The 25990-nt window shown below is 39.1% G+C and carries 13 protein-coding genes; 9 read left to right on the top strand and 4 right to left on the bottom strand.

Translation table 11 applies throughout. The features are described 5' to 3' along the window. The 4 genes from pbp1a to FIM66_RS01760 form a co-directional block, all read right to left on the bottom strand. Positions 1-1980, bottom strand: coding sequence for a penicillin-binding protein 1A (gene pbp1a / locus FIM66_RS01775; RefSeq protein WP_140599867.1), 1980 nt, complete (start codon positions 1978-1980; stop codon positions 1-3). Beyond that, a complete protein-coding gene (locus FIM66_RS01770; RefSeq protein ID WP_140599152.1) occupies positions 1981-3102 on the bottom strand; it encodes an aminotransferase class I/II-fold pyridoxal phosphate-dependent enzyme in 1122 nt (373 codons plus the stop codon). A 22-nt stretch (positions 3103-3124) separates the two neighbouring features. Further along, entirely contained in the window at positions 3125-4426 is a 1302-nt protein-coding gene (gene tlpD, locus FIM66_RS01765) for a chemotaxis chemoreceptor TlpD (protein ID WP_140599866.1), read from the bottom strand. 71 nt (positions 4427-4497) lie between these two features. Then, positions 4498-6267, bottom strand: coding sequence for an ATP-binding cassette domain-containing protein (locus FIM66_RS01760; RefSeq protein WP_238700913.1), 1770 nt, complete (start codon positions 6265-6267; stop codon positions 4498-4500). A 173-nt stretch (positions 6268-6440) separates the two neighbouring features. On the opposite strand from FIM66_RS01760, the gene FIM66_RS01755 reads away from it, so the two are divergent. The 9 genes from FIM66_RS01755 (at position 6441) to FIM66_RS01715 (ending at position 25979) form a co-directional block, all read left to right on the top strand. After that, positions 6441-7973, top strand: a complete 1533-nt coding sequence (locus FIM66_RS01755; protein ID WP_000885496.1) for a flagellin A — start codon at positions 6441-6443, stop codon at positions 7971-7973. Between the two features lie 117 nt (positions 7974-8090). After that, positions 8091-8747, top strand: coding sequence for a 3-methyladenine DNA glycosylase (locus tag FIM66_RS01750; RefSeq protein ID WP_140599864.1), 657 nt, complete (start codon positions 8091-8093; stop codon positions 8745-8747). Then, positions 8744-9361, top strand: coding sequence for a hypothetical protein (locus FIM66_RS01745; protein WP_140548372.1), 618 nt, complete (start codon positions 8744-8746; stop codon positions 9359-9361). Before FIM66_RS01750 ends, FIM66_RS01745 begins: the two co-directional genes overlap by 4 nt. A 68-nt stretch (positions 9362-9429) precedes the next feature. Continuing rightward, entirely contained in the window at positions 9430-10449 is a 1020-nt protein-coding gene (hemE, locus tag FIM66_RS01740; RefSeq protein WP_194149233.1) for a uroporphyrinogen decarboxylase, read from the top strand. Between the two features lie 9 nt (positions 10450-10458). Continuing rightward, positions 10459-11892 (top strand): efflux RND transporter outer membrane subunit HefA, encoded by a 1434-nt coding sequence (hefA, locus tag FIM66_RS01735; RefSeq protein WP_140599862.1) that lies wholly within the window; start codon positions 10459-10461, stop codon positions 11890-11892. Positions 11893-11902: 10 nt separating this feature from the next. Then, positions 11903-12607: an efflux RND transporter periplasmic adaptor subunit HefB gene (hefB, locus tag FIM66_RS01730; RefSeq protein WP_140599861.1), complete on the top strand. Its 705-nt coding sequence runs from the start codon at positions 11903-11905 to the stop codon at positions 12605-12607. 12 nt (positions 12608-12619) lie between these two features. Next, a complete protein-coding gene (gene hefC / locus FIM66_RS01725; RefSeq protein ID WP_140599860.1) occupies positions 12620-15700 on the top strand; it encodes an efflux RND transporter permease subunit HefC in 3081 nt (1026 codons plus the stop codon). Beyond that, the gene (locus FIM66_RS01720) at positions 15697-16266 is read left to right on the top strand and encodes an outer membrane beta-barrel protein (protein WP_050836557.1); all 570 of its coding nucleotides are present in this window, start codon (positions 15697-15699) and stop codon (positions 16264-16266) included. Before hefC ends, FIM66_RS01720 begins: the two co-directional genes overlap by 4 nt. Positions 16267-16412: 146 nt before the next feature. Next, the gene (locus FIM66_RS01715) at positions 16413-25979 is read left to right on the top strand and encodes a vacuolating cytotoxin domain-containing protein (RefSeq protein ID WP_140599859.1); all 9567 of its coding nucleotides are present in this window, start codon (positions 16413-16415) and stop codon (positions 25977-25979) included. The last annotated feature ends 11 nt before the right edge of the window (positions 25980-25990 follow it).

The raw sequence follows: 25990 nt of genomic DNA, 5'->3' as shown, positions 1-25990 counted from the left end.
TTAGAACAACAAGCGTTCCTCGCTATCGTCTGTTCTTTTGGGGGTGGGGGTGATAGAATTGGGAGTTGAATAGTAGGGGATTTTATCCACGATTTCTTTATGTAAGCCTTTGGGGACATCAAACTTTCTTTTTAAAGAAGGTTCAATTGCTAGAATATTACGCATGAAATACGAATACACAGGTGCACTCACAACGCTTCCTCCCGCTCCTTTGCCAATAGGCGTGTTATCGTCCCTCCCAAACCAAATCACGCTCTGTAAGGTGGGGGTAAAGCCAATGAACCAAGCATCAATATTGTTGTTAGAAGTCCCGGTTTTACCGGCAATTTCTAAACCTTTAATGCGAGCCAAACTCCCCGTGCCGTTTTCTACCGCATTCATCAGCACTGAAAGGGTTAAAAAAGCCTGTTCTTTGGAGGTGATCTTTTTGGTTTCCATAGGCGTGAAAGTTTTGACTTCGTTTTGTTGGTTGGTGATGCTTTCAATGAGCATGGGTTTGAGCATGGTGCCGTAATTAGAAAATAGAGAATACTTTTCAGCCGCATCAATGGGTGAGATAGCAAGGCTCCCTAACATAATAGACAAGTCCTTAGGGAGGTTTTTAAACCCCATATCGCTTAAAGATTGATAAATTTTTTCAAATCCAAGCTGATCGCTTAAATTGATCGTGGCTAGATTTAACGAATGGCTCAAGGCTTCTTGCAAGGTTACAAGCCCTAAAAACTTGCGGGAATAATTGCTGGGGTGCCATGCATGGTTTTGTTTGCTGTTTTTACTATAATTGCCATTTTCAAAATTTCGCGCGGTATCAGGGATTTTAGAAGTGGTGGAATAGCCATTATCAAAAGCGATTTGATACACAAAGGGTTTTATCGCGCTCCCAAATTGCCGTTTGGCTTGCGTGGCGCGATTGAAAGCGCTTTTTTTATAATCAATCCCCCCCACTAAAGCTAAAATCTTACCGGTGCTCGTGTCTGTAACGATCATGCTAGCGTTCAAATTGTCTTCATTTTCGTTAGATGCGTTTGTTTTTGGCTTTTCTTTAGCGATTTTTTCTAAGATTTTTTGATGCCCAAAACGCAAGGACTCTAACGCTAAGCGTTGGTAATCCAAATCTATCGTGAGCTTTATGGTATAGCCTTGAGTTTTTAACCCGTCTAATTGATCCAATTGCTTCAACACTTCATCCACGACATAGGGAGCGGTATTTTGCGTGGAAGTTTGGTTATAGACGATTGGCACTTCATTGAGAGCGCCTTTGAGTTCGTTAGAAGAAATCCAGCCTAAAGAATACAACCGCCTTAAAATATCATTAGCCCTAGAGAGTGAAAATTCTAAATTTTTGGTAGGGTCATAAAAACTCGGAGCCCTAGGCAAGGCGACTAACATGGCGATTTCTTTAAGCGTGAGTTTGTCAAGGGGCTTTTTAAAATACCCTAAACTTGCGGTTTTGACGCCATAATACCCATGCCCAAAAAAAGTTTGGTTCAAATAGCGCTCTAAAATTTCTTCTTTGCTTAAGACTTTTTCAATGCGTAAAGAAATGATAGCTTCTTTGAGTTTTCTGGTTAGGGTTTTTTCTCGTGTGAGCACCATGTTTTTAACGAGTTGTTGGGTTAGGGTGCTACCTCCTTCGGTGTAACGACCGCTTTTAGCGTTTCTAATCATAGCGCGCATGATAGCGTCTAAATTGATCCCCCCATGTTCAAAAAAGAGAGTGTCTTCTACCGCTAAAAGGCTTTCAACAAATCGTGGGGGGATTTCTTCAAAACGCGCATAAAAACGGAATTCCTTATCATAGATATTAGCGATCAAACGCCCTTTTCGGTCTAAAATCTGTGAAGCGACGCCCGGGCGATAATCTTTAATTTTAGCAATATCTTTATCCGTAGTTACCCAAACTTGAGCGATAAGAATGGCTAACAACCCTACGACAATCAAAAATAAAACGATAAAACCATAAAAAATCTTTTTTAGCATTTAATCACTCTTAAAAGAAGATTGTATTTTAGAATAATTTAAAAGGGTGTTCGCAAGCTCTTTAGTGTCTTCTAAGCTGTTTTTGAGGGATAAAGAGACTCGTAAAAGGGGTTTAGAAACCGTAGGGGGGCGGATAGCTCCCACTAAAAACCCCTTTTCTTTCAAAAAATGATGAGCGCTTAAAAGAGCGGGATTGTTTTCAAATTCTAAAGTAAAAAATCCTACGAGCGTTCTAATACCTAAGGTTTCAAAAATAATTTGTTGGTGTTTGCTAAGCTCATTTTTTAATTCTTGTTTTTGCGCGATAAAGTATTCTAAATGGGCCAAAGTTAAAGCGGTGTCTAACAGGCTTAAAGCGGTGGTGTAAATCACGCTTTTAGCGCGATTGGTTAAAAACTCTATGATTTGTAAAGGGGCTAAAATACACGCCCCATAGCTCGCAAGCGCTTTAGAAAAAGTGCTGAGCTTAATGATTTTGTCTTTTTCCTTGATGCGATAATATTCTAAAAAACCCAATAAATTCTCGCCGATAGTCCCAAAACTATGGGCTTCATCAACGATTAAAAAAGCGTTAGGAGTCTCTTGAGTGATTGCATAAAAATCATAAGGAGCGATGCTCGCATCCATAGAATAAACCCCCTCAATGGCTATGAATTTGAGCTTATTTTTAGGGGTGTTAAAGAGTTTTTGTTTCAAATCCTTAACGTCATTGTGCGAGAAAAAAACCACTTGATTAGACTTCGTTTTGGCGCTAAAAATCCCGCTTGCATGGTAGTGATCGTCTATGAATAAGAGGGCGTTTTTGACTAAAAGGGTGTCTATTAAAGCCAGATTGCCCAAAAAACCACTCCCCACTAAAAGAGTGCTTTCAAATTCTAACAAATCCGCTAGTCGTTCTTCTAATTCTGCATGCAAAGGGTGGTAGCCATTCACTAGCATGGAAGCCTTGGGGGAATGAGTACCAAAGGATTGGAGCTTATTAAATGCGTTTTGAAGCAAATCTTTTTTAACGCTCAAACCCAAATAATCATTAGAAGCGTAATCCTTTAATAAAGGGTCAAACAATTCTCTTTTGCGGTATCGTTTGGCATGGTGTAAAGCTTCTAAGGATTTAGAAAACATAAAAACACTTCATTGAATGAAATCATTCGCCTTTTTGAATTTTTTCAATGATTTTATTGAGTTCGTCTTGTTTTTCGTAAAACATCTTATCAATATTTTCTTTGACATGTTTAGCACTATCTTCCATTAAATGCACTTTATGCTCTAGGTATTTTGAATCGGTAATGTGGTCTTCTTGAACGGCTTTAACCAAATCATTAGCTTCAGCATGCACGCTTGCATGGTGGCTTTCTAAAGCTCTATAGCCTGAAGTGTTGGAAAAATTCTCTTTGCCCGCGCCCTCATAATACCATTTGCCTAAGCGGCAATTCTTATGGCTGGTAATATCAAAGGAATTGAGGCCAAAAACCATGCCATAAAGATTGTTTTTAAAGACCACATGATCGAGTTTGGCTAGACCGCAAAACACCCGGTTATTGATATTGTAGATGGTGTATTTTGCCGCTTGCGCGACAATCATGTTATTTTTCACGGCGGATTTAAGCTCTTCCACATCGCCCTTAATAGAGCCTACAATAGAATTAATATCGTGGGTATTGGTTTGAATATCGTTGGCTTCTTGTTGCATGCTTTTAACCACAACGGCGATTTCTTTAGTGGCTTTTTGGGTTTTTTCAGCGAGCTTTCTCACCTCATCAGCCACCACCGCAAAACCTCTCCCATGCTCGCCCGCTCGTGCGGCCTCAATAGCGGCATTTAGGGCTAATAGATTGGTTTGTTCTGCAATATCATCAATCAAAGAAATGACTTGAGTGATTTCATTGCTCCGTTGGTTGAGAGAGTCCGCTAACGAAGTGGCGTTTTGCATCTTTTCATAAAGCGATTCAATGTCTTGACCCGTTTTATTAACCGTCCCTAATCCTTCAGCAGAATGTTCTTCACCACTTTTAGCCGCATTTAAGAGCAAGCCGGTTTCTTGATGGAAATACTGCATGCTTTCTTGCACGTTCTCTAAGCCTTCTTTTAAGCTCGCACAAAAAGTCTTAAACAAATCATTTTTATGGTATTCCCCCACACCCCCTGTTTTTTTGGCTAGTGAAAAATACTGCACGCCATCAATATTTTGGCTTTTTAAAGAATAAGAAACCCCTTGTAAATTAACGCTCTCTGCATTTTCTTTGAAATGAACGCTTTGTTCTTCTAAATTATTCAAGCTTGCAAGATTCCCACTCTTAAAAACGACTTTATTGTTTTTAATACCTACAAAACCTTCATGCAAGCACAAATTTAAAAGGCTTTGATAGAGATTGATTTCTTTTTTTAACTCTGTAATTTCAGAATCTTTTTGATGGATTTGAAGTTGCAACTGCTTATTCCCAAACATGGTGGCATTCCTTATTTAAATTTGAATCTTTTGGGATTATACCCAAAATTACCAAACATTTTAACCGCTCGTTAGTATTGTTGCTTCAAAAACAATTCGTAAAATAATCCCTGTTTTTTCATAAGGGTTTCAAAGTTGTCCTGTTCTATTAGTTTGCCTTTGTCTAACACAATAATTTCATCAGCTTGCTTGACACTATTCATGCGGTGTGTAATAATTAAAGCCATCTTAGAATGCGATTTTTTAAAAATAAAATCCAAAAACTCTTTTTCTATAATGGGGTCAATAGTACTGCTTGGCTCATCTAAAACAACACAATGACTTGGTTTTAAAAAGGCTCTTATAGTGGCTATGCGTTGCTTTTGACCCAGAGAAAAATCTATCCCATTATACTGTGTTCCAAATAATGCGTTGCTATAATCATTAAGACAATTTTGAAAATTTTCATCAAAAGATTTTAGCATTTCTCTCTTTTGCTTTAATTGCTCTCTTGTGGGGTTGTTTTGCATGAAAAGATTATCATCAATGCTATACCCAGCATAAAGAGAAAAATCTTGGAATATGGCACTCATTTGTTGGTGGTAGCTGTTTAGCTCTAAATCCTGTAACGAGTATTTGTTATTGATAATAATTTGACCTGAATTTGGGATATAAAACCCTAGCAATAATTTAATCAGCGTGGTTTTTCCGCTAGCATTCTTGCCGACTAGTGCATAAATTTTATCAGAGTGTAAAGAGAGATTAAAGTTTTCAAAAATAAGTTCTGAATTAGGATAAGAGAAACTAATATTTTCAAATGTAATGCTATGGATTTTTTCTTCTAATTTGATTTGTGTTTCTGGTTTTGGCATTTTGTAATCTAAAATACAGAAATAATTTTCAAAGTATTTATTGATAGCAAAAAACCACTTTCCATAAAATGATAAATCTTGTAGTTGCTGTTGGGTAGAGCTAAATGCTTGGATATACCCAGCAATTGCTCCCACACCAATTAATTTTGAAAGGATAATAAAAACCATTAGAAAAAATAGTGCGATACTTAGAGTGGTGATTAAAATATCAGCATATATGGTAAGCATTAAGTTTTTTTGGGCGATTTTCACAAAATGATTGATATATAATTCTTTGTTTTCAATAAATTTATGATGAAAATTTAGCATGAAGTTAAATAATAGGTTGTCCTTGTTCTTTTGGTTATCTAGTCCAGAATATAGATAATTTTGTATGCTCTCTTTTTTGTCTTGAAGCTTATCTATGGAAGCACTATGTTTTTTTGCTATATGATTGGAGATGAAAATACAAGGCACTGTTGCAAAAATCATTATAAAGGGTAGATAAATACTAATGGAAAATAATATCCCAAACAGACTCACAAGCCCTATAATGCGTTGCAAGTTAAAAAATAGATTACTGACATAATTTAGGGGACGGATGTATAGACCGTTATGGATAGCGTTAAGCTTAATAGTGTGATCTTTGTTTTCAAAAAAATTTAGATTTTTAACTTTTGTGAGTTTATTAGCAAGCTGAGTGATGATGTTTATAGAAAATTGTTCAGCAATAATGGTTTGCAAGCTTGATGAAATTCCTGAGAACACATGCGTTAAAAACAGCAAGGCTCCCCATAGTAGCAAAGTTGGTAACAGCAAGCTGTATTCAAAATGCGTATGATTTTGCAATAGGTCTACCACAATATCAATCAATCTTATCATAACAAGAATATTTATAGATGGAATAATGCCGATAAATAGCACTGTAATTGATGCCAACACAACACATTTTGGTGAGCTTTTATAGAGTAAAATGAAAGTCCTTAATGGAATGTTTTTTATGGTATCCATTGGTGTTTGCATTCAATAAGATTTGGTATAAATTTTCTTTATTATAGCCCATTTTCATGCTCCTAATTTTGCTTTTAAAATAAAGCCCTTTAAAATTTCAAACTTTAACCGATAATAGTTCCAACCAAAAGCAAGGATGCCTTTGGGTTTTTTTATAACAAGGAGTTACAACAATGGCTTTTCAGGTCAATACAAATATCAATGCGATGAATGCACATGTGCAATCCGCACTCACTCAAAATGCGCTTAAAACTTCATTGGAGAGATTGAGTTCGGGTTTAAGGATTAATAAAGCGGCTGATGATGCATCAGGCATGACGGTGGCGGATTCTTTGCGTTCACAAGCGAGCAGTTTGGGTCAAGCGATTGCCAACACGAATGACGGCATGGGGATTATCCAGGTTGCAGATAAGGCTATGGATGAGCAGTTAAAAATCTTAGACACCGTTAAGGTTAAAGCGACTCAAGCGGCTCAAGACGGGCAAACTACAGAATCTCGTAAAGCGATTCAGTCTGACATCGTTCGTTTGATTCAAGGTTTAGACAATATCGGTAACACGACTACTTATAACGGGCAAGCGTTATTGTCTGGTCAATTCACCAACAAAGAATTCCAAGTAGGGGCTTATTCTAACCAAAGTATTAAGGCTTCTATCGGCTCTACCACTTCCGATAAAATCGGTCAGGTTCGTATCGCTACGGGTGCGTTAATCACCGCTTCTGGGGATATCAGTTTGACTTTTAAACAAGTGGATGGCGTGAATGATGTAACTTTAGAGAGCGTGAAAGTCTCTAGTTCAGCAGGCACAGGGATCGGCGTGTTAGCAGAAGTGATCAACAAAAATTCTAACCGAACAGGCGTTAAAGCTTATGCGAGCGTTATCACCACAAGCGATGTTGCGGTCCAATCAGGAAGTTTGAGTAATTTAACCTTAAATGGGATTCATTTGGGTAATATCGCAGATATTAAGAAAAATGACTCAGACGGAAGGTTAGTCGCAGCGATCAATGCGGTTACTTCAGAAACCGGTGTGGAAGCTTATACGGATCAAAAAGGGCGCTTGAATTTGCGTAGTATAGATGGTCGTGGGATTGAAATCAAGACCGATAGCGTCAGTAATGGGCCTAGTGCTTTAACGATGGTTAATGGCGGTCAGGATTTAACAAAAGGCTCTACTAACTACGGAAGGCTTTCTCTCACACGATTAGACGCTAAGAGCATCAATGTCGTTTCAGCTTCTGATTCACAGCATTTAGGTTTCACAGCGATTGGTTTTGGGGAATCTCAAGTGGCAGAAACCACGGTGAATTTGCGCGATGTTACTGGGAATTTTAACGCTAATGTCAAATCAGCGAGTGGCGCGAACTATAACGCCGTGATCGCTAGCGGTAACCAAAGCTTGGGATCTGGGGTTACAACCTTAAGAGGCGCGATGGTGGTGATTGATATTGCCGAGTCTGCGATGAAAATGTTGGATAAAGTCCGCTCTGATTTAGGTTCTGTGCAAAATCAAATGATTAGCACCGTGAATAACATCAGCATCACTCAAGTGAATGTTAAAGCGGCTGAATCTCAAATTAGGGATGTGGATTTCGCTGAAGAGAGCGCAAATTTCAACAAAAACAACATTTTGGCGCAATCAGGTAGCTATGCGATGAGTCAAGCCAATACCGTTCAACAAAATATCTTAAGGCTTTTAACTTAGCTTTAAGAAAGGTGTTTGTATGGGGCTAACGCTTTAAGCGTTGGCTTTTCGCTTTAGTTTTTGCTTCTTTTTCAATAAAATACTCTTTTTGATTTCTTTTTATTACAGGCGGTTATTGTGTTGGATAGTTTTGAGATTTTAAAGGCTTTAAAGAGCTTGGATTTATTGAAAAATGCCCCTTCTTGGTGGTGGCCTAACGCTTTGAAATTTGAAGCTCTACTAGGGGCGGTTTTAACGCAAAACACTAAATTTGAAGCCGTTTTGAAATCTTTAGAAAATCTAAAAAACGCTTTCATTTTAGAAAATGATGATGAGATCAATCTTAAAAAAATCGCTTATATAGAGTTTTCAAAGCTTGCAGAGTGTGTCCGCCCTAGCGGGTTTTATAACCAAAAAGCCAAACGACTGATTGATTTGAGTAAGAATATTTTAAAAGACTTTCAAAGTTTTGAAAATTTTAAACAAGAAGTAACCAGAGAGTGGCTTTTAGACCAAAAGGGTATTGGCAAAGAAAGCGCAGATGCGATTTTATGCTATGTATGCGCTAAAGAAGTGATGGTGGTGGATAAATACAGCTACCTTTTTTTAAAAAAATTAGGCATAGAGATAGAAGATTATGACGAATTGCAACATTTTTTTGAAAAAGGCGTTCAAGAGAATTTAAATGCCGCCTTAGCGCTTTATGAAAACACCATTCCTTTAGCGCAACTTTATGCGAGATTCCATGGAAAGATTGTGGAATTTTCCAAACAAAAATGGGAATTAAAACTTTGATTTTTAGATTTTTCTTAATCTTAAGCCTTTTGAAAGGGGTTTTATTAGCCAAAAAGGATTGGAGTTTCTTTAAACCTTTAGAGCCTACTAAAAAATACTTTGGCTCTTTTAAAATCGGCTATCTGTATCAGCATGCAAAAACGACTAAAAGATCCCCCATCCGCCCTAAAAACCGCCCACCTATTTTAATGGATAAAATTTACCATGACGCTTCTTTAGGCTTTCAGGCAGGATATATTTTAAAAAAGAAAGCTTTATTAGGGGGGTATTTGGATGCAGGAATGGGCGATTCGTATTTCATGAGCGCTGGGCTAGTCGCTGGGGTGAGGCTTTTTAAGGGGTGGGTTATCCCTAAAATCGCCTTAGGCTATCAGCTTCAAATTTTAGGGGCTAAGATTGATAAGTATCAATTCAATATCCAATCAGCGGTGGGGAGTATGGGCTTGTTTTTCAATGCGGCTAAAAATTTTGGCTTGAGTATAGAAGCAAGGGGTGGTATCCCTTTTTATTTTATCCAAAGCAAATTTTCTAAAGCCTTTGGCACGCCACGATTGAATATCTATTCTATTGGTATCACTTTCACCTTTTATGATTTTACTAGATTTTTAGGGTAAAATATTCGTTTTAAAAACTAACTATAGAGTATAAAAACCATAATTAGACAAACTTTTAAGGATTTATGATGATTTTCATTGATGCATGTTTTAGAAAAGAAACACCTTATACGCCTATTTGGATGATGAGGCAAGCGGGGCGTTACCTTAGCGAATACCAAGAGAGTCGTAAAAAAGCGGGGAGTTTCTTGGAATTGTGTAAAAATAGCGATTTAGCCACAGAAGTTACTTTGCAGCCGGTAGAGATTTTAGGCGTGGATGCGGCTATTTTGTTTAGCGATATTTTAGTAGTGCCTTTGGAAATGGGCTTGAATTTGGAGTTTATCCCCAAAAAGGGGCCGCATTTTTTAGAGACGATTACGGATTTAAAAAGCGTGGAAAGCCTAAAAGTAGGGGCTTATAAACAACTAAACTATGTCTATGATACGATTTCTCAAACGCGCCAAAAGCTTTCTAAAGAGAAAGCGTTAATCGGTTTTTGCGGATCGCCTTGGACTTTAGCGACTTACATGATAGAAGGCGATGGGAGTAAATCGTATGCTAAAAGCAAGAAAATGCTCTATAGTGAGCCTGAAGTTTTAAAAGCGCTTTTAGAAAAATTAAGCCTTGAATTGATAGAGTATTTGAACCTTCAAATCCAAGCAGGGGCCAATGCGGTGACGATCTTTGACTCATGGGCTAGCGCTTTAGAAAAAGAAGCGTATTTGAAATTCAGTTGGGATTATTTGAAAAAAATCTCTAAAGAGCTTAAAAAACGCTATGCGCATATCCCGGTTATCCTTTTCCCTAAAGGGATTGGCGCTTATTTGGATAGCATAGACGGGGAATTTGATGTGTTTGGCGTGGATTGGGGCACGCCTTTAACTGCGGCAAAAAAGATTTTAGGCGGTAAGTATGTTTTGCAAGGGAATTTAGAGCCCACCCGCCTTTATGATAAAAACGCTTTAGAAGAAGGGGTTGAAAGGATTTTAAAAGTCATGGGCCATCAAGGGCATATTTTTAATTTAGGGCATGGGATGCTACCGGATTTACCCAGAGAAAACGCGAAGTATTTAGTGCAATTAGTGCACGCTAAAACCAGGCGATAGGGGGGATTGATGAAAACTATCATAAGATGCATGAGCTTATTGGGTTTGTGTGTTACTCTAACTCTAGCGCAAACCCCCTCTAAAACCCCAGATGAAATCAAGCAAATCCTTAACAATTATAGCCATAAGAATTTAAAGCTCATTGATCCGCCGACAAGTTCTTTAGAGGCGACACCGAGTTTTTTGCCCTCGCCTAAAGAAACAGCGACCACTATCAATCAAGAGATTGCCAAATACCATGAAAAAAGCGATAAAGCCGCTTTGGGACTTTATGAATTGCTAAAGGGGGCTACCACCAATCTCAGTTTGCAAGCGCAAGAACTCAGTGTCAAGCAAGCGATGAAAAACCATACCATCGCAAAAGCGATGTTTTTGCCCACTTTGGATGCGAATTATTATTTTAAAAATGAAAATAGGGACACTCCGCACTTCAAGCATTATAACACGCAACAACTCCAGGCTCAAGTCAAATTGAATGTGTTTAATGGCTTTAGCGATGTGAATAATGTCAAAGAAAAGTCTGCGACTTACCGATCCACTGTGGCTAATTTAGAGTATAGCCGCCAAAGCGTGTATTTGCAAGTGGTGCAACAATATTATGAGTATTTTAACAATCTCGCTCGCATGATCGCTTTACAAAAGAAATTAGAGCAAATCAAAACGGACATTAAAAGGGTTACTAAGCTCTATGACAAAGGGCTAACGACCATTGATGATTTGCAAAGCTTAAAAGCGCAAGGGAATTTGAGCGAATACGATATTTTAGACATGCAATTTGCTTTGGAGCAAAACCGCTTGACTTTGGAATATCTCACTAACCTCAGCGTGAAAAATTTAAAAAAGACTACGATTGATGCGCCTAATTTGCAATTAAGAGATAGGCAAGATTTAGTCTCTTTAAGAGAGCAAATTTCCGCGCTCAAATACCAGAACAAGCAACTCAATTACTACCCCACGGTGGATGTCTATGACTCATGGCTCTTTTGGATCCAAAAACCCGCTTACGCTTTGGGGAGTTTTGGGAACTTCTTCCCAGGTCAGCAAAATACGGCTGGGGTTACTGCGAGCATGAAATTTTTTGATGATATAGGGTTGAGCTTGCAAAAACAATCCATCATGTTAGGCCGATTAGCGAATGAAAAGAATTTAGCGTATAAAAAACTGGAGCAAGAAAAAGACGAACAGCTTTACAGAAAGTCGCTTGATATTGCCAGAGCCAAGATTGAATCTTCAAAGGCTAGTTTGGATGCGGCTAATCTTTCTTTTGCCAATATTAAAAGGAAATACGACGCTAATTTAGTGGATTTCACCACTTATTTAAGGGGTTTAACCACGCGCTTTGATGCGGAAGTGGCTTACAATTTAGCACTCAATAATTATGAAGTGCAAAAAGCCAATTACATTTTCAACAGCGGGCATAAAATAGACGACTATGTGCATTAAGGGAATAAAAATGATACGAAAAATTTTAATAGGACTTTTTTTGAGTTTTTTGAGTTTGGAAGCTGGCGAAAAAGTGTATGCGATTTTCAATGTGAAAGCGATGCAAGACTCCAAGCTCACCTTAGACAGCACAGGGATTGTGGATAGCATTAAGGTTACTGAGGGGAGCGTGGTCAAAAAGGGCGATGTTTTGTTGCTTTTGTATAATCAAGACAAACAGGCTCAAAGCGATTCTACCGAGCAACAACTCATTTTCGCTAAAAAGCAATACCAACGATACAGCAAAATTGGGGGCGCTGTGGATAAAAACACTCTAGAGGGTTATGAGTTTAATTACAGGCGTTTGGAATCAGATTACGCTTATTCTATTGCGGTATTGAATAAAACCATTTTAAGAGCCCCTTTTGATGGCGTGATAGCGAGTAAAAACATTCAAGTGGGCGAAGGGGTGAGCGCGAATAATACGGTGTTATTGAGATTAGTCAGCCATGCCAAGAAATTGGTTATTGAATTTGATTCTAAATATATTAATGCAGTCAAAGTGGGGGATACTTACATTTACTCCATAGATGGGGATTCCAATCAGCATGAAGCTAAAATCACTAAGGTTTACCCCACGGTTGATGAAAACACCAGAAAAGTGAGTGCTGAAGCCCTTTTGTCTAAGCCTATGGCAGTGGGGCTTTTTGGCGATGGGTTTATCCAAACGAAATAATAGGGTATTTTGATGTATAAAACAGCGATTAATCGTCCTATTACGACCTTAATGTTTGCTTTGGCGATTGTCTTTTTTGGGACTATGGGTTTTAAAAAATTGAGCGTGGCGCTTTTCCCTAAAATTGATCTGCCTACGGTGGTGGTTACTACGACTTATCCTGGGGCTAGCGCTGAAATCATAGAAAGTAAGGTAACCGATAAGATTGAAGAAGCGGTGATGGGGATTGATGGGATCAAAAAGGTTACTTCCACGAGTTCTAAAAATGTGAGTATCGTTGTCATTGAATTTGAGTTGGAAAAGCCTAATGAAGAAGCCTTAAACGATGTGGTTAATAAAATTTCTTCGGTGCGTTTTGATGACTCCAACATTAAAAAACCCTCTATCAATAAATTTGATACCGACAGCCAAGCCATTATTTCATTGTTTGTGAGCAGTTCAAGCGTGCCGGCTACAACCCTTAATGACTACGCTAAAAACACCATTAAACCCATGCTCCAAAAAATCAATGGGGTAGGGGGCGTGCAGCTCAACGGCTTTAGAGAGCGCCAGATTAGGATTTATGCCGATCCCACTTTGATGAATAAATACAACCTGACTTATGCGGATCTTTTCAGCACGCTTAAAGCGGAGAATGTAGAAATTGATGGGGGGCGCATTGTCAATAGCCAAAGAGAATTGTCTATTTTAATCAATGCGAATAGTTATAGCGTGGCGGATGTGGAAAAGATTCAAGTGGGTAATCATGTGCGTCTTGGCGATATTGCAAGGATTGAAATCGGTTTGGAAGAAGACAACACTTTTGCGAGCTTTAAAGACAAACCCGGTGTGATTTTAGAAATCCAAAAGATTGCCGGAGCGAATGAAATTGAAATCGTAGATAGGGTGTATGAAGCTTTAAAACACATTCAAGCCATTAGCCCTAGCTATGAAATCAGACCCTTTTTAGACACCACGAGCTATATCCGCACCTCTATTGAAGACGTGAAATTTGATCTAGTTTTGGGGGCGATTTTAGCGGTTTTAGTGGTGTTTGCGTTCTTGCGTAACGGCACGATCACCCTCGTTTCAGCGATCTCTATCCCTATTTCTATCATGGGGACTTTTGCGCTCATTCAATGGATGGGCTTTTCATTAAACAAGCTCACCATGGTGGCTTTAACGCTGGCGATAGGGATTATCATTGATGATGCGATCGTGGTGATTGAAAATATCCATAAAAAGCTAGAAATGGGCATGAGTAAACGAAAAGCGAGCTATGAGGGGGTGAGGGAAATTGGCTTTGCTCTGGTGGCGATTTCAGTGATGCTGCTTTCTGTTTTTGTGCCTATAGGGAACATGAAAGGCATTATTGGGCGCTTTTTCCAAAGTTTTGGGATCACGGTGGCTTTAGCGATCGCTCTATCGTATGTGGTGGTCGTTACGATTATCCCCATGGTAAGCTCAGTCGTGGTCAATCCCAGGCATTCTCGTTTTTATGTGTGGAGTGAGCCTTTTTTTAAGGCTTTAGAGTCTCGTTATACCAAGTTGCTCCAATGGGTATTAAACCACAAGCTCATTATCTCTATAGCGGTGGTTTTGGTGTTTATGGGTTCGCTTTTTGTGGCTTCTAAATTGGGTATGGAGTTCATGCTGAAAGAAGATAGGGGGAGGTTTTTAGTATGGCTTAGGGCTAAACCGGGCGTGAGTATAGACTACATGACTAAAAAGGTTAAGGGCTTTCAAGAAGCGATTGAAAAGCATGCTGAAGTGGAATTTACGACCTTGCAAGTGGGTTATGGCACCACACAAAACCCTTTTAAGGCTAAAATTTTTGTGCAGCTCAAGCCTTTAAAAGAGCGTAAAAAAGAGCATAAATTGGGGCAATTTGAGTTGATGAGCGCTTTAAGGAAAGAATTAAAAAGCATGCCTGAAGCTAAAGATTTAGAGAGTATCAATCTTTCTGAAGTCTCACTTTTAGGGGGCGGTGGGGATAGTTCGCCTTTCCAAACCTTTGTTTTTTCCCATTCTCAAGAAGTGGTGGATAAAAGCGTAGCGAATTTGAAAAAATTCTTATTAGAGAGCCCTGAATTAAAAGGCAAGATCGAAGGCTACCATACAAGCACGAGCGAATCGCAACCGCAATTGCAACTGAAGATCTTAAGACAAAACGCCAACAAATACGGCGTGAGCGCTCAAACCATTGGCTCAGTGGTGAGCTCTGCTTTCTCTGGGACTTCTCAAGCGAGCGTGTTCAAAGAAGATGGTAAAGAATACGACATGATCATTAGAGTGCCTGATGACAAGCGCGTTTCTGTAGAAGACATCAAACGCTTGCAAGTGCGTAATAAATACGATAAATTGATGTTTTTAGACGCTTTAGTGGAAATCACAGAAACTAAAAGCCCGTCCAGTATTTCTCGCTATAACCGCCAACGCAGCGTTACGGTGCTCGCTCAGCCTAAAGCAGGTATCTCTTTAGGGGAAATTTTAACGCAAGTGAGCAAAAACACTAAAGAATGGCTGGTTGAAGGGGCGAATTACAGATTTACCGGAGAAGCGGATAACGCTAAAGAGACCAATGGGGAGTTTCTGATCGCTCTAGCGACAGCGTTTGTGTTGATTTATATGATTTTAGCGGCGTTGTATGAGTCCATTTTAGAGCCTTTTATCATCATGGTTACCATGCCTTTAAGCTTTTCAGGGGCGTTTTTTGCTCTAGGTTTAGTCCATCAGCCTTTGAGCATGTTCTCTATGATAGGCTTGATCTTGCTCATTGGTATGGTGGGTAAAAACGCCACGCTTTTAATTGATGTGGCGAATGAAGAGCGTAAAAAAGGTTTGAATATCCAAGAAGCCATTTTGTTTGCCGGCAAAACCCGTTTAAGACCGATTTTAATGACGACCATTGCGATGGTTTGCGGCATGCTGCCTTTAGCGTTGGCGAGTGGGGATGGAGCGGCGATGAAATCCCCTATAGGGATTGCGATGAGTGGGGGCTTGATGATTTCTATGGTGTTAAGCTTACTCATTGTGCCGGTGTTTTATCGCCTTCTCGCTCCCATAGACGACAAAATCAAGCGGTTTTATCAAAACCAAAAAACTTTAGAATGAAAAAAATTGTTTTAATTTTGGCTTTATGGGCGGGTTTGTTAGGGGCGTTTGAGCCTAAAAAAAGTCATATTTATTTTGGGGCTATGGTGGGTTTAGCCCCTATTAAAATAACCCCAAAACCCGTTAGCGATTCTTCTTATACAGCTTTTTTATGGGGGGCTAAAGGGGGGTATCAATTCGCTTTTTTTAAAGCTCTAGCGCTAAGGGGTGAATTTTCCTACCTTATGGCGGTAAAACCCACCGCATTGCACACGATTAACACTTCTTTATTGAGCATGAATGTAGATGTATTGAGCGATTTTTACACTTACAAAAAATACAGCTTTGGGGTGTATGGGGGGCTTGGGATAGGGTATTTTTATCAAAGCAACCATTTAGGCATGAAAAATAGTTCGTTTATGGGTTATAACGGCTTGTTTAATGTGGGGCTTGGCAGCACGATTGATTACCGCCACCGCATAGAGCTTGGGGCTAAAATCCCTTTTTCAAACACTAGAAATTCTTTTAAAAATTCTTATTTTTTAGAGAGCGTTTTTATCCATGCGGCTTATAGTTATGCGTTTTAAAGGAGATGTATTACAGAAAGTAACTAACTGATGGTTTTTATAATGAGATTGGTTGCTAACATGTAAAAGGATTTGTTTTCTTTTAGTTAATACAATGGAAATTTCGTTGAAGAAATGTAATTATATAATATAAAAGGGTTCAAAATATGACTTATAGAAGTAGTAAAATAGATTTAAGGAATGAACGCTTTAGTAAAAACCGCTCTTTTAAGGGCGTTAAAAAGAAAATCGCTAAAAAATATCAAATCAAAAACTCACCTTTGACGATTTATTCCTTAAAAACGCATTCAAATTCTCCTCTATCTCTCAACAAAAAAATCTTTTTAGGGCTAGGGTTCATTTCGGCTTTGAGCGCTGAAGATTATAAGAGTTCGGTGTATTGGCTCAATAGCGTGAATGAAAATAACAGCAACAAATCCTACTATGTCAGCCCTTTACGCACTTGGGCTGGGGGGAGTAGGAGTTTTACGCAAAACTACAACAACAGCAAATTGTATATAGGGACAAAAAACGCTTCTTCAACGCCTAATAATTCTTCTGTGTGGTTTGGGAAAAAGGGCTATATCGGTTTTATTACAGGGGTTTTTAAGGCAAAAGACATTTTTATCACAGGGGCTGTTGGCTCAGGTAATGAGTGGAAAACCGGTGGGGGGGCGATACTGGTTTTTGAAAGCTCAAACGAATTAAACACTAACGGGGCTTATTTTCAAAATAACAGAGCCGGGACGCAAACTTCTTGGATCAATTTGATTTCCAATAACAGCGTGAATTTGACAAACACAGATTTTGGCAACCAAACCCCTAATGGAGGCTTTAATGCTATGGGGCGAAAGATCACTTATAATGGCGGGATTGTCAATGGTGGGAATTTTGGCTTTGATAACGTGGATAGCAATGGCACAACCACCATCAGCGGAGTAACTTTCAACAATAATGGCGCGCTCACTTATAAGGGTGGGAATGGTATCGGGGGGAGCATCACCTTTACTAACTCTAATATCAATCATTACAAACTCAATCTTAATGCCAATAGCGTTACCTTTAATAACAGCATTTTGGGGAGCATGCCTAATGGCAACGCTAATACTATAGGAAACGCCTACATTCTTAATGCAAATAATATTACTTTTAATAATTTGACCTTTAATGGGGGTTGGTTCGTTTTTAATAGACCTGATGCTAATGTTAATTTTCAAGGCACAACCACGATCAACAACCCCACTTCACCCTTTGTTAATATGACCGGTAAAGTTACCATTAATCCTAATGCGATTTTTAACATTCAAAATTACACGCCTAGCATAGGAAGTGCTTACACGCTCTTTAGCATGAAAAATGGCAACATCACTTATAATGATGTCAGCGACTTATGGAATATCATCAGGCTTAAAAACGCGCAAGCCACAAAGGACAACAGCAAAAACGCCACTTCTAATAACAACACCCACACTTACTATGTAACTTACAATTTAGGCGGCACGCTCTATCATTTTAGACAAATTTTTAGCCATGATTCTATTGTTTTACAATCTATTTATTATGGTGCGAACGATATTTACTACACCAATAGTGTGAATATCCATGGCAATGTCTTTAATTTAAAAAATATTAACGATGATAGAGCTGATGCGATTTTTTATCTTAACGGCTTAAACACTTGGAATTACACTAATGCGAGATTTGCTCAAACCTATGGCGGGAAAAACAGCGCTTTAGTCTTTAACGCTACGACCCCTTGGGCTAATGGCGCGATCCCTAAATCTAATAGCACGGTGCGTTTTGGGGGGTATGAGGGAGTCAATTGGGGGAAAACGGGCTATATTACCGGCACTTTCACAGCCGATAGGGTTTATATCACCGGTAACATGATGTCTGGCAATGGCGCTCAAACCGGTGGGGGGGCGACTTTGAATTTTGTGGGCGTGACTGAAATTAATATCGCTGGAGCTGATTTTAAAAACCTAAAAACCACTTCACAAAACTCTTACATGACTTTTATGGCGTTAGGGGATAGCTCTGGTAGCGCTAAAATCAATGTTTCTCAATCTGATTTTTACGATTGGACGGGTGGGGGGTATGATTTTACCGGTAATGGCGCTTTTGATAGCGTGAATTTCAACAAGGCTTATTACAAATTTCAAGGCGCTGAAAATTCTTACCATTTTAAAAACACGAACTTTTTAGCAGGGAATTTTAAGTTTCAGGGCAAGACCACCATTGAAAAATCCGTTTTAGATGACGCTTCTTACACTTTTGATGGCGCGAATAACACCTTTACTGAAGACAAGTTTAATGGCGGATCGTTTAGTTTCAACCATACAGAGCAGACAGACGCTTTTAATAACAACTCGTTTAATGGCGGATCGTTTAGTTTTAACGCCAAGCAAGTGGATTTTAATCATAACTTGTTCAATGGGGGCGTGTTTAATTTCAATAATACCCCTAAAGTCAGTTTTACTGATGACACCTTTAATGTGAATAGCCAATTCAAAATAAACGGCGCTCAAACAACTTTCACTTTCAATAAGGGCGTTGTTTTCAACATGCAAGGGCTTTTGAGCAGTTTAATCGTAGGCACGACTTACCAATTGCTTAACGCTAAAAGCGTGGATTATAAGGATAATAATAACGCTTTGTATCAAATGTTGCACTGGACGAGCGGGGAAAATCCTAGCGGCACGCTAGTAAATAAGGATCAATCCACGCCAAACAACGCTAGAATTTATAATGTCCAATTCACCGATAACGGCTTGACTTACTACATTAAAGAAAATTTTAATAACGGGATCACGCTCACTCGTTTATGCACTCTAGGGTATACGCATTGCGTGAATATCCATAATGATGCGTTTAATCTCAAAAATGTCAATAACAACGCCAGTAACACCGTGTTCTATCTCAACGGCATGACGACTTGGAAGATCGCTGGCACAGGCGTTTTCACGCAAGATTATAGCGGTACTAACAGCGTTTTAGTGTTCAACCAAACCACCCCTTTCCTTGATGGGGCGAATCCCACTTCTAATAGCGTGGTGGGTTTTGGGAAAACTTCAGGGGCTGAATGGGGGCTAGTGGGCTATATTCAAGGCGTTTTTAAAGCGAGTCAAATTGATATTACCGGCACGATTCGCTCTGGTAATGGAGCCAAAACCGGTGGGGGCGCGATTTTAGTGTTTAACGCTCAAAAGCGTTTGAATATCGCTAACGCAAACCTTAATAACGATAAAGCCGGTTTGCAAAATTCATGGATGAATTTCATTGTTAATAATGGTAATTTGAATGTAACAAACGCAAATTTTAGCAACCAAACCCCGCATGGAGGCTTTAACCTTAAAGCGGGTGATATTGCTTGGGATGGGGGATCTGTGAATAGAGGGGGGAATTTTGGCGTGGATAACGCTAGTGCTAACGGGAATGCGGTGATTAAAAATGTTAATTTCAGCGATAACGGCACTTTGATTTATAAGGGGGGTGAAAACAGTGCCGGAAATTCCCTAACCCTAGAAAACAACACCTTCAATTCCTACAATATCAACGCCAGAGTGCAAAATCTTATTTTCAACAACAACTCGTTTAATGGCGGTAGCTATTCGTTTAACGACACTAAAAACATTACTTTTAAAGGCACAAACACGCTCATTAACAGCGATCCTTTCAGCCGCCTTAAAGGATCAGTTTCTATTGAAAATGATAGTATCTTTAACATTGAAAGGGATTTGACCAACAACACCACCTACACGCTTTTAAGCGGGAATAACATTAAATATAATAATGAAATTGTGGCGGATAATGTTTTTTCAAAAAATTTATGGAATTTGATCCATTATGGTGGTGAGAGAGGGACTTTATTAAGGGCGGAGAAAAACACTTATTTTGTGCAATTCACCCAAAGCAACGGCCAAAAATTTGTTTTTGAAGAGACTTTTAATCCGGGTTCTATCACCTATAAATATTTCACTATCCATTCTTCATCTTTTCACACAGACACTGATTCTAAGGATATTTGGAGTCAGGTAAGGAAGCAGTTTGATTTTATTCCAGGAAAAACCCCGGTGTGTGTTGGGGTGTGCTATATCGCGCCTTATAAAAATCAAGATCTTATCGGCTCTAGTGCTTTTGCGTGGTCGCTGAATTTTGGGGCTACGGTGGTGGGGACTTTGCTTTTAGGGAGCGCTCAAGAAAAGGCTAATAACAATGGCGGATCGATCTGGTTTGGCAAGAATAATTTGCTGTATTTGCATGGCAATTTCAACGCAACTAATATCTTTTTAACGAATAACTTTAATGTCGGCAACCCTAATGCTGGCGGTGGGGCGACAATCAATTTTAACGCTGATGAAACCTTGAACGCTGACGGGTTGAATTACACGAATTTCCAAACCGTGGCTATGGGCTTACAAACTAGCGCGAGCCAGCATTCATGGGCGAATTTTAATTCCAAGCTTTCTATGGAGATTAAAAACTCTAACTTTAGGGATTTCACATGGGGAGGCTTTAATTTTAACTCAGGGCGTATCGCTTTTGAAAACACCACTTTTAGTGGCTGGACTAATATTAACGGAGCGACTGAAAGCGGCTCTTCGTATGTGAATATGGTTGCGAATACGGATTTGATTTTCACTGATTCCATTTTAGGAGGGGGTATCCGCTATGATTTGAAAGCTAATAACATTATTTTCAATAACTCTCAAATCGTCATTGATGTGTCTAAAAATGTGAATCAGTCTTCATTGAATGGGAATGTGACTTTCAATCATTCCAGGCTTTCAGTCAAACCCAACGCTGCTATCAATATTGGGGGGGATCAGACCCAAACGACTTTAGAAAACGCTTCAAGCCTTTCTTTTTACAATAATAGCGTGGCGAATTTTAACGGTGCAACCGCTTTTAAGGGGGTGTCTTATTTGAACTTGAACCCTAACGCTCAAGTCAGCTTCAATCAAGCGAATTTCAATAACGCTAATGTAACCTTTTATGGCATTCCTTTATTTGGTAAAACGCCTGATTTTGGCAACTCTGTGCGCCTGATTAATTTCAAAGGGAATACAAATTTCAATCAAGCGACGCTCAATTTAAGGGCTAAAAATATCCATTTGAATTTCCAAGGGGCTTCCACTTTTAAACAAAATTCTACGATGAATTTGGCTGAAAGTTCTCAAGCGAGTTTTAACGCTCTTAGCGTGGAAGGGGAAACGAATTTCAACCTCAACGGATCAAGCTTGTTGAATTTCAATGGTGATAGCGTTTTTAACGCTCCTGTGAGTTTTTATTCCAATAATTCTCAAATTTCTTTCACTAAATTAGCGACTTTTAATGCAGACGCTTCATTTGATTTAGGCAATAACAGCACCCTGAATTTTCAAAGCGTTTTCTTGAATGGCACTCTAAACCTTTTAGGCAATAGCGGTAACGCTCTATCTATTAATGCAAGCGGGAATTTCAGCTTTGAATCTCAAGGTATTTTGAATCTGTCTAATGTGAATTTGTTTGATGCAAAAAACAAGCCCTTAGTTTATAATGTTTTACAAGCTCAAAACATTCAGGGTCTAATGGGGAATAACGGCTATGAAAAGATCCGTTTTTATGGCATACAGATTGACAAGGCTGATTACTCGTTTAATAACGGCGTTCATTCTTGGAGTTTCACTAACCCACTCAACACGACTGAAACGATTACCGAAACCTTGCATAACAACCGCTTGAAAATTCAAATCTCTCAAAATGGCGCTTCTAATAATACGATGTTTAATCTCGCCCCTAGTTTGTATGATTACCAAAAAAACCCTTATGATGAAAGCTCCAATTCCTATAATCACACAAGCGATAAAGCCGGCACTTATTATTTGAGCAGTAATATCAAAGGCTTGAATCAAAACAATGAAACACCCGGGACTTATAACGCGCAAAACCAGCCATTACAAGCTTTACATATTTACAATCAGGCTATCACTAAGCAAGATTTGAATATGATCGCCAGTTTAGATAAGGAATTTTTGCCTAAAATAGCCAATCTTTTATCTTCAGGGGCTTTAGACAATCTCAATCTCAATAGCCCAAATGGTTTTGAAACTCTTTTTGACATTTTAAAGAAATATGGTATTGCTTTAAACCAAGCAAATTGGAAGAGCTTATTGGGTATTATCAATGGTTTTTCCAATACGGCTAATTATGATTTCTCTCAAGGCAATCTCATTGTAGGAGCGATCAAAGAAGGGCAAACGAACACGAATAGCGTGGTGTGGTTTGGAGGCGATGGGTATAAAAATCCATGCGCGGTTGGGGACAACACTTGCCAGATGTTCAGGCAGACTGATTTAGGGCAATTGCTCCATTCTAGCGCGCCTTATTTAGGCTACATTAACGCTAACTTTAGGGCTAAAAACATTTACATTACCGGAACCATCGGCAGCGGGAACGCTTGGGGGAGCGGGGGGAGCACGAATGTGTCTTTTGAAAGCGCGACAAATTTAGTGCTTAATCAAGCCAATATTGACGCTCAAGGGACTGATAAAATCTTTTCTTATCTAGGGCAAGGTGGTATTGAAAAGCTTTTTGGAGAAAAAGGTTTAGCGAATGCACTTTCTAATATTGTTTATGAAGAAAGCTTGAATAATAACGCTATCCCCAAAGATTTAGCCAACATGATCCCTAAAGATTTTGGATCTAAGACTTTAAGCTCTTTGCTTAGCCCTACTGAAGTGAATAACCTCTTAGGCGTGAGCACTTTTAAAAACGCGATCATGGAAATTTTAAATTCTAAAACGGTGGGCGATGTTTTTGGCGAAAACGGGCTTTTAAACGCGCTAGATCCTATAAAAAGAAAAGAAATTGATCAAATGCTTTTAGAGCAAATCCAAGCCCATTCTTCAGGGTTTGAAAAATTCATCGTTAAAACTTTAGGGATTGAAAATGTAGAGAATTTCATCAATAACTGGTATGGCAAGCAAAGTTTGAGTTCTTTTGCCAATAATTTTGTGCCTGGAGGCTTGAATCAAGCCTTGGATAAAATAGGTTCTAGTTCTGATGTCAAAGACTTACAGAGTTTCTTGGATAAAACGACTTTTGGGGATATTCTCAATCAAATGATCAATCAAGCCCCCCTAATCAATAAGCTCATTTCTTGGCTCGGTCCACAGGACTTGAGCGTGTTAGTCAATATCGCTCTAAATAGCATCACTAACCCCAGCGAAGAGCTAACTAACACCATTTCTAGCATAGGCGAAAAAGCGTTAAATGACTTATTGGGCGAAGGCGTAGTGAATAAAATCATGAGCAATCAAGTCCTAGGGCAAATGATTAATAAAATCATCGCTGATAAGGGCTTAGGAGGCGTTTATCATCAAGGTTTAGGCTCCATACTCCCTAAATCTTTACAAGATGAGTTAAAACAATTGGGTTTTGGATCTTTACTAGGCTCTAGGGGATTGCACAATCTTTGGCAAAAAGGGAATTTTAATTTCTTAGCTAAAGATTATGTGTTTGTGAATAACAGCTCGTTTAGTAACGCTACAGGAGGGGAATTGAATTTTGTAGCGGGCAAGTCCATTATTTTTAATGGGAAAAACACCATCAATTTCACGCAATATCAGGGCAGGCTTTCTTTTGTGTCTAAAGATTTTTCTAATATTTCATTAGACACCTTAAACGCTACCAATGGTTTAATTCTTAATGCGCCACGAAATGACATTAGCGTTCAAAAAGGTCAAATTTGCGTGAATGTCTTAAATTGCATGGGCGAGAAAAAAGCTAATCCTTCAAACACAAGCACTCCAACCGATGAAACGCTAGAAGTGAATGCGAATAACTTCACATTTTTAGGAACAATTAAAGCGAACGGATTAGTGGATTTTTCAAAAGTCTTACAAAATACTACGATTGGGACTTTGGATTTAGGATCAAACGCCACTTTTAAAGCCAACAACTTGATCGTGAATAACGCTTTTAACAATAACTCTAATTATAGGGCTGATATTAGCGGTAACCTCAATGTGCTAAAAGGAGCGACTCTTGGCACGAATGAAAATGGTTTGAATGTGGGGGGCGATTTCAAGAGCGAAGGGTCATTGACTTTCAATCTCAAGCACCCAACTGATAAAACGATATTAAGCGTAACTGGCAATTCTACGATCATGTCTTATAACAATCAGGCTTTAATCCATTTTAACACTCAACTCAAGCAAGGTGCTTACACGCTTATTAATGCTAAACGCATGGTTTATGGCTATGATAATCAAATGATTCTTGGGGGGAGCTTGAGCGATTATCTCAAGCTTTACACCCTCATTGATTTTAACGGCAAACGCATGCGATTAAATGGCGATTCGTTAAGCTATGACAACCAACCGGTCAATATTAAAGATGGCGGTCTTGTGGTAAGCTTTAAAGATTCTCAAGGGCAAATGGTGTATTCATCTATCCTTTATGATAAAGTTCAAGTTACCGTCTCTGATAAACCCATTAACATTCAAGCCCCTAGTTTGGAGTATTACATCAAATACATTCAAGGCAGCACTGGTTTGAATGCGATCAAATCTGCGGGCAATAATTCCATTCTGTGGTTGAATGAGCTTTTTGTGGCTAAGGGGGGTAATCCCTTGTTCGCTCCTTATTATTTGCAAGACAATCCCACTGAACACATTGTGACTTTAATGAAAGATATTACCAGCACTTTAGGCATGCTTTCTAAACCCAATCTTAAAAACAATTCCACCGATGCTTTGCAGCTCAACACTTACACGCAACAAATGAGCCGTTTAGCCAAGCTTTCTAATTTCGCTTCCTTTGATTCAACGGATTTTAGCGAACGCTTGAGTAGTCTTAAAAACCAAAGATTTGCTGATGCGATCCCTAATGCGATGGATGTGATTTTAAAATACTCTCAAAGGGATAAATTAAAAAACAACCTTTGGGCGACCGGCGTTGGGGGCGTGAGCTTTGTGGAAAATGGCACAGGAACGCTCTATGGTGTCAATGTGGGCTATGACAGATTTATTAAGGGTGTGATTGTTGGAGGGTATGCGGCTTATGGGTATAGCGGGTTTTATGAACGCATCACTAATTCTAAATCCGATAATGTGGATGTGGGCTTGTATGCGAGAGCTTTCATTAAAAAGAGCGAGCTAACCTTTAGCGTCAATGAAACTTGGGGGGCTAATAAAGCCCAAATCAACTCCAACGACACTCTGCTTTCTATGATCAATCAGTCTTATAAATACAGCACATGGACGACGAACGCAAAAGTTAATTATGGGTATGATTTCATGTTTAAAAACAAAAGCATCATTTTAAAACCTCAAATTGGTTTAAGGTATTACTATATTGGCATGACCGGTTTAGATGGAGTGATGAATAACGCGCTTTACAATCAGTTTAAAGCGAATGCCGATCCGTCTAAAAAATCCGTTTTAACGATTGATCTTGCTTTAGAGAACCGCCATTATTTCAACACAAACTCTTATTTTTATGCGATTGGCGGCGTTGGTAGGGATTTGCTTGTGAGATCTATGGGGGATAAATTGGTGCGTTTCATTGGCAATAACACTTTGAGTTACAGAAAAGGCGAGCTTTATAACACCTTTGCGAGCATCACTACAGGCGGGGAAGTGAGATTGTTTAAAAGCTTTTATGCGAATGCTGGGGTGGGGGCTAGGTTTGGATTGGATTACAAAATGATCAATATCACCGGAAATATTGGAATGCGTTTAGCGTTTTAAAAGTAGGGGGC

Origin of the sequence: Helicobacter pylori, from assembly GCF_006439795.1 — a bacterium.
In the GTDB taxonomy this organism is placed as follows: Bacteria; Campylobacterota; Campylobacteria; order Campylobacterales; family Helicobacteraceae; genus Helicobacter; species Helicobacter pylori_CR.
The sequence above is the reverse complement of the archived record's forward strand: the minus strand, read 5'-3'. Positions and strand labels throughout refer to the sequence as shown.